The organism is SAR86 cluster bacterium (assembly GCA_029268615.1).
Lineage (GTDB): Bacteria > Pseudomonadota > Gammaproteobacteria > Magnimaribacterales > Magnimaribacteraceae > JAQWNM01.
The window spans coordinates 15542-32313 of the sequence record JAQWNM010000016.1; the positions used below are offsets into that span (position 1 = coordinate 15542).

At 35.0% G+C, this 16772-nt stretch carries 17 protein-coding genes; 14 read left to right on the forward strand and 3 right to left on the reverse strand.

The window, feature by feature from the left end; genetic code table 11:
- The first annotated feature begins 5 nt into the window (after nt 1-5).
- Together P8J93_08125 and P8J93_08130 are read left to right on the forward strand one after the other, a co-directional pair.
- Complete coding sequence (locus P8J93_08125) at nt 6-2117, forward strand: TonB-dependent receptor (GenBank protein MDG2061763.1); 2112 nt, start codon at nt 6-8, stop codon at nt 2115-2117.
- A gap of 37 nt (nt 2118-2154) precedes the next feature.
- Nucleotides 2155-2676: a pyrimidine dimer DNA glycosylase/endonuclease V gene (locus P8J93_08130; protein ID MDG2061764.1), complete on the forward strand. Its 522-nt coding sequence runs from the start codon at nt 2155-2157 to the stop codon at nt 2674-2676.
- A gap of 96 nt (nt 2677-2772) precedes the next feature.
- Here the strand turns inward: P8J93_08130 and P8J93_08135 are convergent, their stop codons facing one another.
- A complete protein-coding gene (locus P8J93_08135) occupies nt 2773-4119 on the reverse strand; it encodes an MATE family efflux transporter (protein ID MDG2061765.1) in 1347 nt (448 codons plus the stop codon).
- Between the two features lie 121 nt (nt 4120-4240).
- Here P8J93_08135 and P8J93_08140 point away from each other — a divergent pair, with 121 nt between their 5' ends.
- From P8J93_08140 to P8J93_08170, 7 genes are all read left to right on the forward strand, one after another.
- Complete coding sequence (locus tag P8J93_08140; GenBank protein ID MDG2061766.1) at nt 4241-5479, forward strand: NAD(P)/FAD-dependent oxidoreductase; 1239 nt, start codon at nt 4241-4243, stop codon at nt 5477-5479.
- Nucleotides 5480-5608: 129 nt separating this feature from the next.
- Nucleotides 5609-6175: a hypothetical protein gene (locus P8J93_08145; GenBank protein ID MDG2061767.1), complete on the forward strand. Its 567-nt coding sequence runs from the start codon at nt 5609-5611 to the stop codon at nt 6173-6175.
- Nucleotides 6176-6184: 9 nt separating this feature from the next.
- Entirely contained in the window at nt 6185-6598 is a 414-nt protein-coding gene (locus P8J93_08150) for a heavy metal-associated domain-containing protein (GenBank protein MDG2061768.1), read from the forward strand.
- Between the two features lie 2 nt (nt 6599-6600).
- Nucleotides 6601-6984 carry a hypothetical protein gene (locus tag P8J93_08155; GenBank protein ID MDG2061769.1) on the forward strand — a complete coding sequence of 128 codons (384 nt, stop codon included), beginning with the start codon at nt 6601-6603 and terminating at the stop codon, nt 6982-6984.
- A gap of 3 nt (nt 6985-6987) precedes the next feature.
- Nucleotides 6988-7248, forward strand: a complete 261-nt coding sequence (locus tag P8J93_08160) for a metal-sensitive transcriptional regulator (protein MDG2061770.1) — start codon at nt 6988-6990, stop codon at nt 7246-7248.
- Nucleotides 7245-7922, forward strand: a complete 678-nt coding sequence (locus P8J93_08165) for a PepSY domain-containing protein (protein MDG2061771.1) — start codon at nt 7245-7247, stop codon at nt 7920-7922. The genes P8J93_08160 and P8J93_08165 overlap by 4 nt, the downstream gene beginning before the upstream one ends.
- Before the next feature lie 55 nt (nt 7923-7977).
- The gene (locus P8J93_08170; GenBank protein MDG2061772.1) at nt 7978-9366 is read left to right on the forward strand and encodes an amidase family protein; all 1389 of its coding nucleotides are present in this window, start codon (nt 7978-7980) and stop codon (nt 9364-9366) included.
- 43 nt (nt 9367-9409) lie between these two features.
- Here the strand turns inward: P8J93_08170 and P8J93_08175 are convergent, their stop codons facing one another.
- Nucleotides 9410-10504, reverse strand: coding sequence for a DUF1214 domain-containing protein (locus P8J93_08175; protein MDG2061773.1), 1095 nt, complete (start codon nt 10502-10504; stop codon nt 9410-9412).
- Between the two features lie 121 nt (nt 10505-10625).
- On the opposite strand from P8J93_08175, the gene P8J93_08180 reads away from it, so the two are divergent.
- Genes P8J93_08180 through P8J93_08200 form a run of 5 tightly spaced genes read left to right on the forward strand, consistent with a single transcriptional unit; the run spans nt 10626 to nt 14548 of the window.
- The gene (locus P8J93_08180; GenBank protein MDG2061774.1) at nt 10626-11015 is read left to right on the forward strand and encodes a cytidyltransferase; all 390 of its coding nucleotides are present in this window, start codon (nt 10626-10628) and stop codon (nt 11013-11015) included.
- Between the two features lie 12 nt (nt 11016-11027).
- Nucleotides 11028-11492: a nuclear transport factor 2 family protein gene (locus tag P8J93_08185; GenBank protein ID MDG2061775.1), complete on the forward strand. Its 465-nt coding sequence runs from the start codon at nt 11028-11030 to the stop codon at nt 11490-11492.
- A gap of 15 nt (nt 11493-11507) precedes the next feature.
- Nucleotides 11508-12293: an SDR family oxidoreductase gene (locus P8J93_08190; protein MDG2061776.1), complete on the forward strand. Its 786-nt coding sequence runs from the start codon at nt 11508-11510 to the stop codon at nt 12291-12293.
- A gap of 6 nt (nt 12294-12299) precedes the next feature.
- Nucleotides 12300-13364, forward strand: a complete 1065-nt coding sequence (locus tag P8J93_08195) for a hypothetical protein (GenBank protein MDG2061777.1) — start codon at nt 12300-12302, stop codon at nt 13362-13364.
- A gap of 11 nt (nt 13365-13375) precedes the next feature.
- Entirely contained in the window at nt 13376-14548 is a 1173-nt protein-coding gene (locus tag P8J93_08200; protein MDG2061778.1) for a sulfotransferase, read from the forward strand.
- A 49-nt stretch (nt 14549-14597) separates the two neighbouring features.
- Here P8J93_08200 and P8J93_08205 read toward each other — a convergent pair whose 3' ends face one another.
- A complete protein-coding gene (locus P8J93_08205) occupies nt 14598-16655 on the reverse strand; it encodes a PQQ-dependent dehydrogenase, methanol/ethanol family (GenBank protein MDG2061779.1) in 2058 nt (685 codons plus the stop codon).
- Nucleotides 16656-16772: the final 117 nt, after the last annotated feature.

The following is a 16772-nucleotide window of genomic DNA, read 5'->3' on the forward strand; positions in this document are numbered from 1 at the left end:
GTATTATGAAAAACTTAAAATATGCACTTTTAGTAATTAGTGCACTCATTACAAAAAGTATATTCGCAGACGAGATTGAGGAGGTATTGGTGACTTCTTCTTTTATAGATCAAAAATTAAATGAAATAGAGAACCCTTTGCATGTTGTCAAAGGGGAAGAAATTTCTCAATCTATCCAAAGTTTGGGAGAGTCATTAGACAATCTCTTAGGAGTCGCATCAACAGACTATGGGCCAGGAGTGGGACAACCCATCATTAGAGGCATGTCTGGAAATAGAGTAAAAGTTCTCAATAATGGAATGGTAGTTAGAGATGTGTCGGGTCTTGGTGCAGATCATATTAATGATGTTGATTTGAATAATATTCAACAAGTTGAGGTTGTAAGAGGCCCATCTTCGCTTTTATATTCAAAAGGAACTATTGGAGGAATAGTAAATTTAGTTGATAACACAATTGCTAGAAAAGATTTCCTAAGTTCAGATTTAAGGATAGGGCTAGAAGGTCAGTCTGTAAATGATGGCAACTCTCAGAATTTTTCTTATCAAAATAATTTGGGTGGACTTAATATTAGTTTAGCTTATAAAGATTCACAATTTGGAAACTTTGATGTTCCTCATGGAGCTATCCTTCATACTGAAGATGAGCATGAAGAAGACTTGGGATACCTATCTAACTCTGATTATGAATCTACTCCCAAGAGATTTGGAATATCTAAAACCGGAGATTGGGGCTATATAGGAGTTTCTTTCAATAACATTGAAAGTCTTTATGGAATCCCTTTTCATGGAGAAGAACATGAAGAACATGAAGAACACGTAGAGCATGAAGGTGAAGAAGGTCATGAGGAAGAGGAGTATGAAGAGGAAAGGATCTTTTCCACTACAAATTCTGACGTTTTTAATTTAGAAGGTTCTTATATATTTAATAACAGTTCCTTAAAACAAGTGGATTACTACTTCAGAGATAGTGATTATTCCTTAACTGAGCAGCATGCTGAAGGAGAAGAGGAGCACGAAGAAGGACCTACCCTTTTTAAGAATAATGCAAAAGAATACGGCGCTATTTTTGATCTTACCAATGATTCATTTTCACAGAAAGTTGTTATCAATTTTGTAAAAGAAGATATTTTAATAATTGGCGCTGAAGCTTATATGAACCCTTCAAACAATGAAGAAAAAACTTTCGGCTACTATATTAGTAAAAAGCTAGATCTATTCCATTTAGATCTTGGCATAAGACATGACAAATTGAGTAGAAAAGGTTCAGTATCTCATAAAGAAGATAACGAAGAAGAGGGGCATGAAATGGAGTACTTTAATAGAGATATTAATAATACAAGCTTTGCTCTAAGTTTCGGGAAAGATATTAATGATTTCTTAGATATAAATTTAGGTATGTCTATTGTAGAAAGAGCACCTTCGGCAGTTGAGCTCTTTATGAATGGACCTCACCTTACAACAGGAAGATTTGAGATTGGCAATACTAATTTAGAATCTGAGGAATCCAATAATATTGATTTGACCTTTAATTATGAAAATAATGGAATTTTTGGCTCCCTAACTTTTTTTAAGAATGATGTAGATAACTACATTTATCTTTTAGATGAAACGGAAGAGGATCAGGAAGAGCACCATGAAGATGAGCATCATGAAGATTTAATCTTAGCAAATTACCTTCAAAAGAATGCTGAATTTGATGGTTATGAGTTTGAGTTTGGTGTAGTTTTACCATTAGCAGAAGGCGAACTTAGTTTATCTTTTGGCCGTGATTCAGTATCTGGAAAATTTGATGATAGTAACAATATTCCCAGAATCGTACCTGCAAGAAATATCTATTCTGTAAGTTATTCAGAAAATGATCTTGAACTCAAACTTGCTTTGAAGGATGTAGATAAGCAAGAAGATGTTGGTTTAAATGAGACATCAACAGAGGGTTACGAAATGTTAGATCTGAAGTTAAGCAAAGGATTTAGTCTTAGCGCGGGAACTAAATTAGATTTAATAATATTTGGGAATAACCTTTTAGATGAGGTAGCTAGAAACCACACATCTTTTGTAAAGAACGAGGTACCTTTAGCTGGCAGAAATTATGGAGTAAGATTTAATTTAAACTTTTAAGTAAAATCATGAATTTAAATAGTATGACTATAATAAATTGAATATTTTTTATTTAAATCAGGATCCTAAGATAGCCGCTAAAGAGCACAATGATAAACATTGTGTCAAGATGATATTGGAATATGCCCAAATGTTATCTACAGCCCACAGAGAATTGGATGGGGATAAGAGAGCTGATGACTTATCAATGTATAAGAGAGCTCATTTGAACCATCCAAGTACTGTTTGGACTAGAGAAAATAAACCTCATTATGATTGGCTTTACAAATTGTTTGAAGCCTTATCTGATGAATATACTTTTAGGTATTCAAAAATACACACTACTGACAAACAGTTGAGAGATATTTTAAGAGTTCCTCCAACGAATATTCCAAATGATAAGGATTTCAGACAACCACCTCAATGTATGCCTGATGAGTATAAGTGTGAAGATTCAGTAATCGCCTATCAGCAATTCTACATTGGAGAGAAAGCGCATTTTAGTGTATGGAAAAAGAGGGAAGTACCAGTTTGGTATGAAAGAATTAGATCTTGTAAATCTGTAACTAATCTAAAATAATTAAAGAAAGCTTAGATATCATTAAAGTTAGTAAGTAAATTAAGATAATCCTGAATTAATAAGAGCTAAGCAGAAGAAGTAAGAAATTTATTGCTGCTAAGAGTTTCTCCATGCTCCCATTTTTAGAGAGATTACTAGCATTAAGCCAAAGAGAGTCATAGCTGTGGCAGCTGAATAAAACACACCTACAAGACCACTTGATAAGTAGTTTACAGAGACCCATCCACCTATAGCGGCAACTGCAAATCTTGCAGTTGTAGCTAATATAGGCCATCTCATTGCGTTTGCTCCTTGTGAAGCAAAGTAAAGAGATAACCCCAAACCTTGAAATGCAAAGCATAGTCCTACTATCTCAATGTATTGTTTGGTCACTAAATAAGTGGCTTGATCAGTTGCAAAAAAATGTATCCAATGATTAGAAGTCAAAGCAAGAATTAGACCTATTATTCCTGAAAATATTCCAGCAAATGAACCGCCAACCCAGCCTATCTTTTCAGCCCTTTCTATTTTTTTTGCACCTATATTTGTACCTACCATAGTTGTCATAGCAGACCCTATACCGAAAACTAATGGAATCATCAAAAATTCAATTCTTGAGCCTATTCCATATCCGGCAAGCGCTGAATCTCCAAACTGACCAACAAGGCCAGTAAGTACAAGAATTGTTCCTACTGTAAATATAGGTGCCAAAGATGCTGGTAGAGCAACACTAAAAATATCACTAAATAACTCTTTTTTAAAAGATAATTGGGAGAGCCTTAATTGAACTTCACTAGAGGTATGCAAAAGTTTTAAAACCATCAAGAGTGCTGTGAAAGCTCCAGTGAATATTGCAGATAAAGGAGCGCCAACTAAACCCAATTTAGGCATACCAAACCATCCAAGAATTAAACCTCCACCAAGAGTTATCTGGATTCCAGAACCTATTATCATAACCAGAGCAGGAAAACGCATATTTCCCATGCCTCTTAGAGCTGCGCTTAAAGTCCCTGATAACCAAATTAGTACGGCTCCAGATAAAAAGATCAAGCAATAAGAAAGTGATTCTTCTAATAATAACCCTGATCCCCCTAGAACCCCGAGCAAAATTTCTCCTCCAATAAGAAATATTGAGAAAAAGAGCAAACCTCCACAACTTGCTATTACTAATGAATGCCATAATAATTTTTCAGCTTTTTCTTTATCTCTACTTCCTAAACTTCTGGCTAGTGAAGATGTTACTGCTCCACCAAGAGCTCCAAATGCCATCTGCTGAGTTAGCATTATTATTGGAAAGGCTAAAGCTACTGCAGCTAAAGAGGTAGTTCCAAGTTTACTGATAAACCAAACCTCTGTAAGCACAACAATGGCTTGTACAAAAAAAGCAATTGTATTCGGAGCAGACATTCTTACCAGTAAAGGTAATACAGGATCGCTTAAGAACTCTTCCGTCCTAGAATGCATTATTTATTTGTTATTGATTGGGAAGTTGAATATAGCATTAAATGTTGTCAGCGTGAACATAAGTCATAATGACCATCAGCAGAATAAAAGTCTAAAGCAGTAGCTTGTATTAATAGGTAAAATGAATCTAATGAAAAAGAATTTTGATGTCGTTATTCTAGGTGCTGGAGCTGCAGGATTAATGTGTGCAATAACTGCTGCTAAACGAAATAAAAATGTTCTGATATTAGAAAAATCTAACATGCCAGGAAAGAAAATTCTTATGTCCGGTGGTGGCCGCTGTAATTTTACTAACCTTTACGTTGAACCAGAGCATTTCCTTTCAAATAACCCCCATTTTTGTAAAGCAGCATTGAAAAGATTCACCCCTAGTGATTTTATTTCTATGGTTGAAGAGCATGAAATAGCTTATGAAGAAAAAAAGCATCATCAATTATTTTGTATTAATTCTTCTAAGGATATTCTTAACATGTTGCTAAAAGAGTGTGATCAGTTAGGGGTAGAGCTATATACTGATATGGACACAGAAAAAGTAATCCTAAAAGATGAGGAAGGCCTAGATCCATTATATGAAGTAATTTCTAGACCCAATACCAATCCATCAGCTAAGAATATTTGTTTCGAGTGCAAATCTGTAGTTGTTGCAACAGGAGCTCTTTCTATTCCAACTTTGGGAGGGAGCGGTTTTGGATATGACTTAGCTAAGGAATTTCAATTGGATTTAATACCTAGAAGAGCAAGCTTAGTCCCCTTTATGTTCTCTGATAATATTAAAAATTTATGCGAAAGATTATCTGGCTTATCGGCTCCAGTAATAATTACTAGCAATAATAAAAATTTTTCAGAGTCAATGCTATTTACCCATCGCGGTTTGAGTGGTCCAGTTATTCTACAAATTTCAAATTACTGGAATCCAGGAGACCAGATTATTATAAACCTACTTCCTTCAATTAATGCCTCTAAGGTTTTATTAGATGAGAAAGATAAATATCCCAAAACTCTTATTAGGAATATGTTAAATAACTATTTACCAAAGGCATTGGTATTGGAGTTAGAAGAAATATTTTGGTTTGATTACAAAAATCATCCGCTTGCAGAAATTAGTAAAGAGAATATCCGACAAATAGGAAATCTTCTTAATGCATGGAAGTTAAGACCTGCTGCAACCGAAGGCTATAGAACTGCGGAAGTAACATTAGGTGGAATAGATACAGATTTTATTAATTCTAAAACCATGGAAATCAAAGATCATCCAGGATTATTCTTTATAGGTGAGGTAGTTGATGTTACTGGTCATCTAGGAGGCTATAATTTCCAGTGGGCCTGGTCTTCCGGTTATAGCGCTGGACTTGTGGCTTAACTTTGAGTTCATAAAGTAGGCATTTCATCTTTTTTTATTCTAAGAATTAGTTAAGTTAACAGAGTAGAATGCCTGTATAATATACCCCCTATGGGTATAAAGTTTGTTTTTTTTTCAATCTTATTATTGATGTTGAGTCAGCTTGAGGCGCGGCCTATTTCATATTCTGGAGGCTCTACTCTCATGATGATATCTAATCAAATGCAGGATTCCGCTTACTACCACTACTCTCCTAATTATAAATTCTCAATAGGAATACAGAAAGTAAAAGATAAATATTTTAATTCAAGTTATTCGTACCTAAGGTTTACATATTTGCTTAATCGAAAAAATACAAAGGATTCTCAAAGAAACCTATATTTCCAATCTGGAATTTCATCAGATGGCATGGATAATTATTTTTATGGTACTCATGGAGACTGGGAAACAAGGAGGTTGTTTTCAGGATTTGGTTACAAAAAAACTGAAACTAAAAGGCAAGATTATTTTGAACAGTATTTTCAAGTTGGTATCGCACCCTACATTGGAGAATATGGCGACCTTCACACCTGGCTAATGCTAAAATCTAAAAATAACGAGCTAATCGATAATTGGGATACATATCCAGTTTTAAAAATGTTCAAGGGGAACGCTCTCATGGAGATAGGATACAGCGATTCATCAAAATGGGATGTTCATTTAATGTATAGGTTTTAAGGAGAAAGTATGAAAATTTTTTATTTTTTATTTTTAATTATTGTTTCTGTTTCAGCAACTGCTCAGGATCATGCAATGCATGATATGGATGCACACGGTCATGAAGGCCATCTGCATGACACCATGGTTGATGGCAAGCTTTTGGAGGTTGACTCTAAGAGATTTGATACCTTTGTATCAAATCTTAAGGGCAAGCAAGTGGCCATTATTAGCGTTAGTGGAATGGTTTGTGATTTTTGTGCCAGAGGAATTGAGAAAACATTTAGAAGGGACAAGAGTGTTTTAAAAGTGGATGTTGACCTAACTGGAGGCAAGGTTTTAATTGCATACAGCTCAGAAAAGAACATAGATTTTAAAGATATTAAAATGAAAATTATGTCGAATGGACAAAATGCGACTGACCTTCAAATTATTGAATTTTAATTATGAGCAGTAACCAGGTTATTAATGATAAGTCAGCAAATTTTTTCTCATTATTTGCCTCATCATCAACCTTAATATGTTGTGCTTTGCCAGCTCTTTTTGTGGCACTTGGAGCAGGTGCTAGCTTTGCAAGCTTAGTAAGCACTTTTCCATTTTTAATAATTCTATCTCAGTATAAATTTTATATAACTTTTTTTGCTATTCTTATGATTTTTATTGCTGGTTATGTAAATTATAAAACCTATAAAATGCCTTGTCCTTCTGACCCTGAAAGTGGAAAAATCTGCATGCAAACTAGAAAGAGATCTAGAATAATTTATTATTTTTCAGTAGTAATTTTTCTCTTTGCTACAACTTTCACCTACATCATTCCAAATTTTATTTGATATATGAAACATCCTTGCCATAAAAACCAATTAAATAGTTTAAAGCGAATAGAAGGACAAATTCGTGGGATTGAAAAGATGATTGAAGATGGAAAATATTGCATTGAAATATTACATCAAATTAAAGCCGTTAAAAATTCAATAACTTCGGTTGAAGGCAAGATACTTAAGAGGCATCTTAGAGAATGCGTAAAAGAATCTTTAAAAGGGGATAGTTCTTTTGATAGTAAGGTTGATGAGATCGTACAAATTCTTAAAAGATGAGATTTCTTATCCGTTATATTCATAAATATTTGAGTTTCTTTATTTCATTACAGTTATTGTTATGGACTATTTCAGGTATCTTCTTTGCATTTAATAAAATTGAGCTAGTTAGAGGCGAACAATACAGGCTAATTCCTAATTACTCTTTTAATCTCAGCAACTTCGATTTTGAAATTTATGACGCTATAAATGTAAAAGTTATGAAAAGACTAGGAGAAGATATTTTAGTAAGTAAAAGAGAACTAAATACTAAATATCTAGATATTGATGGTAAGTCGATTGCTAAAATTTCTTCAAAAGAAGCAAAAAAGATAGTGCAAGACAGAACAACATTAAATCCTATAAGTGCAGAAGAGATAATAAAACAAAAAAATGGATCAGAATATAGGGGCAGAGAATTACCGCTCTATAAAGTATTGAGCAGTGACATTGATGATAAAGAAATAAATGTTTACCTCAATATGTATTCTGGTGAGATTGTTGCTATTCGGTCTTTTCAATGGAGTGTTTGGGATCTAATGTGGGGATTCCATATTATGGATTGGCAAGAAAGGGATGATATAAATAATTTACTCCTAAAGATATTTTCTATTCTAGCGTTGTTAAGTGCAATAACAGGAATTCTCCTATTTTTTAAAGTTGATATTAATTCTGGAGTATCAACAGAAGAATAGTTAAATTAAATAAGTCTGATAAAGTATTGTTAAGATGTTAATTTAAGGAGATGGCATGGATGCATTATGTAAAAAAAGTGCTACTGAATTAGCTGATTTAATTAGAAACAAAGAAGCGTCCAGTGCAGAAATTATCAGTGCTCACCTTCAAAGAGTAGAAGAGGTTAATCCTGATATCAATGCAATCACCACCGTTTTAGAAGATTCTTCAAGAAAGGCAGCTCAAACAGCAGACAGTGCTAGTAAAGAAGATCGACAAAGACCATTACATGGAGTTCCCTTTACTATTAAAGAAAATATAGATTTTCTTGGAACTCCCACAACCCATGGACTGTCAATGTTAGCCGAATCGATACCTTTAAGAAATGCTCCTATTGTTGATCGTATGTTGTCAGCTGGAGCAATACCTATTGGAAGAACAAATATGCCTGAAATGGGAATGCGTCTTGATACAGATAACCCTTTAAGAGGTAGAACCTTCAACCCTTGGAATAAAGCTTTAACACCAGGAGGATCTAGCGGAGGAGAGGCAGCCGCTATTGCTACCGGGATGAGCCCTTTTGGTCTAGGAAATGATATTGGAGGCTCCCTTAGAAATCCAGCCTATTGTTGCGGTATAGCATCCCTTAACCCTACTCTGGGTCGAATTCCTTATGTGCATTCCATAGAAGGATTTAAAGACTTAGGTATCTCTCGTGCTTTTTTATCAGATGGTCCCATGGCTCGTTCAGTAAAGGATTTACGAACGGGTTTATCAATAATGGCAGGAAGACATATTGATGATCCATGGTCAGTGGATAGCCCTTTAGAAGGGAAAGTTCCCGAAAAGCTAAAGGCTGGTTTGATAAAGGATATTACTAATTTTAATCTGCCTGATGCAACTAAAAAGGAAATAGATAAAGCTGGATCTATATTATCTAATAATGGATGGTCAATAGAAGAAGTGGAAGCACCAGAAGTTGAAAGAGTATATGAAGTTTGGGGATCTATAATAAATAATGGTCTAATGGGTAGTCTTCCTGATGAGGTTTTCAAACCTGAAACAGCTGCTTATTTAAAACGTTTTTCTAAACCCTTTTTATCCAATGGGATCAATCTAGAGGAAGCTTTAATAGAAAGAAATAGACTTACAAAACTATGGTCATCTTTTTTAACTGATTTTCAAGTTTGTATAGGACCTACTTGGTCAAATCTTCCTTGGCCTATTAACACAGACCTTGACCCTCAAAAAGGTGATCAAGCTTTAAAGGATAGTTTTATATTTATAGTACCAGGAAACTGCCTTGGCTTACCATCAATTGCTTTGCCAATGGGCGTATCGGATAGTATTCCTACAGGAGTTCAAATCTATTCTGATTTATACAGAGAAGATCTATGCTTGCTAGCAGCAGAGGTTATTCAAGCTGAATCAGCTTGCCCAACTCCCATTGATCCGATTATTTAATACTCAATTAAAAAATCAAATAGATTAGAAAAATCTATAAATACTAAAAGTCTTTTAGGTTAATAACCTCAGTTTCTGGTAATGGAAAAGTATCTGAATTGACCCACCTTAATGTCATTGTTCCAGACTTATGATGAGCTACATCTAGCCAATTACTTACACCGTGATTTTTAGCGGATACTAAAACTATCAACGAACCATCAGATTCTACCTTGGCACTGGAATTATTAATACAGATATCAAAATAACGAGAATCTAAAGACTCTAGCCAGTGATTATTTAAATGTAAGTTCCAATATTCACATGTTGGAATTTGAGTTTTGATAATGAGGCCTTGACCCTCATCTAGTGTCCAATGTCCATATATATAGTGAATATTAGGATCCCCGCCAGCATTTAAAAACATTGATTGTTCAATAGACGAAAATTGGTTAGGTTGCTCTTTAAATATTTTAGTCCAATTATTAAAAGTATTAGAAGTGCCTTTGACAAAATTAACTGCTTTTTTTAAACCTTGTTCCATATGATGAATGGATAAATTAGGGGGCTTATCTATTCCATTTAAGCACTCAATATTAATGTTAGCTGGAGTCTCAGTTAATTTGTCTAAAAATGTTTGCCTTACTACCACAAAATTTGTACCTAATTCCATTGGCAGCCAATTTTTTTGTTTAGGTTTTTGGCTCAAAAAGATCTCAAAATTTCCGTCATTATCAAAGAGCATATCTTTTGGTTCAAGTTCACCAGTTTTGGTCATGGTTCCATCTTCAGCATATCGGTTCTCATTAGTAATAAAACTTAAATAGTGAACAGTTCCTTTATTCCCCCAAATTCTATAATTTAAGGACCCATCTATGGTGGCAGTTTGGTATAAGTTGTCTGGGTTATCACCGCCAAATTTAGCTGTTTCATGGCATAAAGAATAAAATTCAGGAAAATACTTATCATCCTTTTCCAGAGACATTTCTAATCCTGCCCTTAAGAGCCTTGTTAAGTATCTATAGCCCTCAGCACTATCAAGGAAAGGATCATTGAGTTCTTCAACTTTAATAATGGATCCTGCCTCTTTAAGAGAGTCACAAAATTCATTCCATGAATTCCTTAGACTTAACTCTTCTTTTATTTCATAGGAACTCATTATGATATATTATGCGAAACAGAGGTTTTCGTATATCAAAAATGAAAGTAAATTTTGTTCATTAATATTTGAGTATGAATGCAGTGCAATTTTTTAAATCTTAAATAGGAGATAAATTAAAATGTTTGATTGGCAGAAACCAACAGTTCAAATGCTAGGAAGATGGCAACCATGGCATGATGGTCACCAAGAATTATTTAAAAGAGCTATTGATAAGACTGGTCAAGTAATTATCCAAGTAAGAGATGTTCATGGAGCTTCTGGAGGCGATGGTCAAGAGGATAATCCTTTTGATTGGGATTTTGTTTGTAAAAATATAGAAATTGGTTTAGAAAAAGATGCTTATAGAAGAGGAATTCATTACGAGATTATGCTCGTTCCTAATGTAGTCAACATCACTTATGGAAGAGGAGTAGGTTATGTTTTTGAAGAGGAAGTGTTTGACTTAGAAATAAATGAAATCAGCGCAACGAAGATTAGAAAAAAGATGAGAGATCAAGGTAAATTATAAAACTCAATTATTATGGATCCTTCTATTAAAAATATATTGGCCAGGGCAAGCATTGAAGAGCAGATCTATGCTTATGCAATTGCTTTAGATGACAAAAATTGGGAAGAGTTGAAATTAGTTTTCACTGAAGATGCTGAGACCTCCTATGGATCTAAAGATAGTGATACTCCTTTTAAATGTAAAAATAGAAAGGAAATAATAAAAATGTGTGAAGAAGGTCTATCAGACGTTGGTGTAACTCAGCATCTATTTTCCAATTTAAGAATTAAAGTTATGGGAGATCGTGCAATTAGTGAGTCTTCTGCCTTAATTCAGCATGCTAGTAAAGACTCCAATGAGACTAAATCTTATGAAATGTGGGGAGAGTATACCGATGAATGGGTTCTTATAGATGACACATGGAAGATAAAAAATAGAGAGTTAATTGTTTTAAAAGAATTTGGAAATATTAGTATTGAAGAACTTAATGAGGATTAATCTGATTAGTCAGTTATGAATATATCTACTTTATTTTCTTTAGAAGGGAAAACAGCAATAGTGACAGGAGGCTCAAAAGGAATTGGAGCTATGATTGCTAAAGGTTTCGTTGAAGCAGGCTGTAAAGTTTATATTTCCTCTCGTAGTGAAAAGGAATGCGATCAAACTGCTAAGAAAATCTCTACTGAGCATGTAAAATGTAGTCCACTTCCAGGTGATGTTTCTTCCGTATCGAGTATAAAGGAATTGGTTGATCAATTTTCTAAGAAGGAGACTTCATTAGATATTCTTGTTAATAATGCTGGCATAGTTTGGCAAAACTCTATAGAAGATTTTCCTGAGGAAGGCTGGGATCAGGTATTAAATACTAACTTAAAATCAGTATTTTTTATGACTCAAGCTTTATTACCTTTTTTAAAAGTTCCTGCATCATTAGAAGATCCTTCTAGGATTATAAACATATCATCAATTGCTGCTATCAGGACTAGCGGAATGAAAGATTATTCCTACCGAGTAAGTAAGGCTGGTATAAATCAACTGACACGCGTACTGGCTAAAGATCTTGGCGATTTTAATATCAATGTAAATGCTATCGCAGCTGGTTTCTTTAGCACAGGTCTTGCTATTGCTGCTGAACCGGATCCGGTCAAGAGGGAAATGTTTGCTAAATCAAATCCAATACCTAGAGAAGGGAATGGGGATGATATGGCTGGCATTTCTATATATATGGCTTCAAGAGCTGGTTCCTATATGACTGGAGAGATTGTTACTGTTGATGGTGGAAGAAGCGTATCTTTTTAAAGAAATATGGAAGAATTTAAATATCGCAAAAGTAAGGTATTGAATAAACCTAGGATCCTTATTTATGGTGTTGGTCAATACGGAGTCACTGTTGCGAAAATTGCTCTAAAAAAGGGTTGGCCTATTGTTGGTGCGGTGAATAGAGCAGGAGAAAAAATAGGTCAAGATTTAGGTAAAATCTTGGGTCTTGATAAGGAGTTAGGTATTACTATTCAGGATTGCGAGTTAGCTGATTACCTTAAAATGAAAGCTGATATTGGAATAGTTGCCATCTCAGATTATTTAAAAGATACCTTTCCTGCTTACAGGCATTTACTTAGTGCAGGTATAAATGTTATTTGTCATGGAGCTCAAGCTTCATTTCCTCAAGGGGTAAGTTCTGAAATCGCAGAAAAGATAGATATCTTAGCTAAGAAAAATAAAGTTACATTAACAGGAACTAGTTTATGGGACATGACTCGAGTAGGCGCTGGGTTATTGGTAACTGGACCTTGCACGGATATAAATGCTCTAAGTCATAAAAGTATTACCGATGTATCACAAGGAGGACTCCATGCTATGGATTTTTGTGGAGTTGGCCTTACAGAGAATGAATTTGCAAAAAGAATGAATGGAGAGGAAAGTCCTTTATCTGGTTTTCACACAGGAAATGTTTTGCATGTCCTTTATCAACTTGGATATAAAGTCAGTCAGATTAAGGAGCGGAATGAAGCTATATTTTTTAAGGAATCCATTTATTGTAAAGCCCTTGATAGAACTTTAGATACTAGCACTACAGTAGGGACTCAGATAGTCTCTGAAATTCACACTGAAGAAGGAATTATAGCCACACTACATACAGAGTTACGATTATTATTACCGAATGAGAAAGAGTATGTTGAATGGAACGTTGATGGAATGCCCAATTGCTCGATTAGGGTAGATAGACGTAATTCCGTTTATCACTCAGCATCAACTCTTTTCAATCGGATTCCAGATGTTGTCTCAGCTATGCCAGGCCTTCGGCTATGTTCTGATTTAGGTCCGATGCAACACACAGCTCTCATTCCAAACTTAAGACAAAATACCTAGGAGGTTAAATAATGAATTCTATAAGTCACAATATTCTTGAGGGTGAAGATCTCATGTCGCGCGCGCGCGAATTAACTGGAATTGATCTTATTGACGAAGAAGCAGTAGAACCTATAACTAGATTAGTAAACTCAATAAACGAAGAAGCAGATTTGCATGAGATTGGATGCGCTGCAAAGCAGAAAAAGTTATTGCGCATATTGTCTAACAGGCTAAGAATGCAACGAGATATTGCTAACCATCCAGAAATACTAGATCAAAAAATAAATGCTCCAATATTTATCCATGGCATGCCTAGGACTGGTTCAACTAAATCTCAAAAAATATTGAGTAAATCGGGTGATTTCAATTGGTTGGTTTTATGGATGACTTTAAATCCTTCTCTTATTACAGGTAGTAGAGATGAATCAACAAAACAAAGAATAGATGAGGGATTAGAATTTGAAGATTTTTTTGAACAAAATTCGCCAGAAAATAAAGTAGGGCATCAATTCCTTGCTATGGAACCAGAGGAAGATTCTTTTATCTTAGAGCATAGTCTGGTTACAAATATATTTCCGGCTTTTGCAAAAATGGACGCTTATGTAGAATGGGCTATGAGTAAGGATATTCGGATACAATTTACACATTTACGAGATACTCTGAAATATTTGCAATGGCAAGGTCTTGCTGACGAATCTAAGAGATGGATACTTAAGTGCCCTATGTACTATGGATTAGAGCACGAATTATTGGATATTTTTCCTGATGCCTATTTAGTTATGACTCATCGTGACCCAAAAATAACACTCGCTTCGTCAATGAAACTTTTAACATACTTTTATAAACCATTTAGTAACAGAGATATACAAGATCAAGTTCCAATGTATTTACATGGTCAAGCAGAGAGTATGGAAAGACATTTGGCTATACGTAAAGAGATTCCGGAACTTAAAATTATAGATATTGATTATAAAGAAATGGCAGATTCCGCAGAGACTGCAATTGAAAAAATATATAATTTCTGTGGTATGGATTTACAAGAATCTTCCAAAAATAAAATGTTGGCCTGGGATTCTAGCAACCCAAGACATAAAAAAGGCAAACATGAATACTCCTTAGAAACATATGGCCTTACTGCAGAGATAATGGACGAAGTTTATTCCGAATATCTAAACCACTTTAAAGAAAAGTTTAATTGGTAATTTCAATAAATTATACATAATAAGTTTTCTCTGAATTTGTTTAGGTGGATTATTTAGATATTTCTTCTCTGATTGACTTCCGAATATAGTGCTGCAAACCTTCTATTTCTTTTACAGATAATTCCGGATAAGGAGGCATGCCTCGGTTGAGCAACGTGCCTTTGTGCAGAATTTCAATCATAGCCTCAAGCGATTCTGATATTTGTGAACGCAATAAATTTGGTGCGGCACCATCAGCTAGTAAAGCTGGACCATGACAGGCTAGACAACTTCGATTATAAAGCTCTTCACCCAACGTTACTAAATTTTCATCTATTATAAAATCTGGAATATCTGTAATAGGTAGTCTGAATTTTTCTAATGGAGGTAAAGATTTATCAGCGTCTAAGGCAAAAGTTAGAACTCGACGTTTCTGGGAACGATAATCCCAACGAGGACCTTGACCGGAGTAGATAAAATCCTGCCAACCTACTAGTTGAGTTATATATTGTTTTCCATTTACTTTATAAGTTATTGGTTGGGCATTAATTCCATTTTGTGTATCGAAAGACCAGATTTTATTGCCAGAATCAGCGGTATAAACGCTTAATTCTCCAGTCGCTTGCCCCTGAACTACTAAATTACCTGCTGTGGTCATCGTACCACCATTTTTAGTTCCGACCATATCAACCCTCCAAACCTCCTTTTGGTCGATTGGATCCCAAGCAGATAACCAGCCGTTACTTTTAGGAGGAATAAGATCAGCAGGAGACATCCCCATTCCAGTTTCAAGGTAAAAATGATCTGAATATTTCCAATCTTCTATTTTAGAAGGGCCAACAACAGCTCCTCCTCTATTTCTTACAGGTAGGTAAACAAGTTTTGTATTAGGATTAAAAGACATAGCTGCAACACCGTGTGCTCCTGAAGCATCGGGAGACATCATAAAAGGAGTATTATCCGGATAGCGAGCCATTGGATTTTCAATAGGACGGCCAGAATCAATATCAATCTTTTCGGCCCAATTTACATTAGCAAAAGGTTCTGCGGATATTAACTCTCCATTTTTACGATCTATCACATAGAAAAAACCATTTTTTGGAGCGTGTAAGATAACTTTTCTAGAGATGCCATCTATGGGTATTTCTGCAAGCTCTATATCCATAGCTGCATTATAGTCCCAGGTGTCTCCCGGATTACTCTGATAGTGCCAGATGTAATCACCTGTATCTGCATCCAAGGCTACTATTGAGCTTAAAAATAAGTTATCGCCTCCTCCAGGACTTCTAATTTTTTGATTCCATGGAGCCCCATTCCCTGTGCCAATATAGACATGATTAAATTCAGGATCGTAGGCCATTGCGTGCCATACCGTTCCTCCTCCTCCGTATTTCCACCATTCTCCAGTCCAAGTTTTAGCTGCTAGTCTCATAGCTTCATTTTCAAAACCATTTTTTGGATTTCCAGGAACAGTAAAAAAACGCCACGCTTTCTCTCCGGTCTCTATATTATAAGCAGTGACGTAGCCACGAACGGGTCTAAAGTCAGCTCCCCCATGACCGATTATTACCTTGTCTCCTATTACATAAGGAGGGCCTGTTATATATCTACCATCATTTTTTTCGGTGGTATTAGCAGACCATAATAATGTTCCTTTTTTAGCATCAATCGCTATTAATCTTCCATCAACAGTTCCAGTAAAAACTTTATTATTTGAATAAGCTATACCTCTTACACCCCAAGATCCTCTCAATTCCTCACCAACGACCTCATAAACCTCAGGATCATATCTCCAAAGCAGTTCGCCAGTCACTGCATTCATGGCATGAATTAAACTATGGCCGGTTGCAAAAAAAAGCACGCCATCAACAGCCAAGGGAGCAGCTACTCCGCTACTTGTAGAAGTTGGCAGGTCATAGAACCAAGAAAGTCCAAGCCGTTCTATATTTTCATCATTTATTAAATTCAATGGGCTGAAATGATCTTCTTTATAGGTTCTTCCATATCTTTCCCAATTACTTCCATCATCTTTAGGAGTTTTGTAGCCTTCTTCTTTTTGTGGACTACAAGAAAATAAGATAGTTAGTGAAAGAGTTAGATACGTTAAATAATGTTTATATAATTTCATATTATAAATATTTCAGGAGTTTTTCATTATGAATAATATTTGATATCTGACAAGGTTTATAATAATTTTAGGATTGCACTACTTATGATTTGATGTGGTTTATATTCAAGGCCAGAC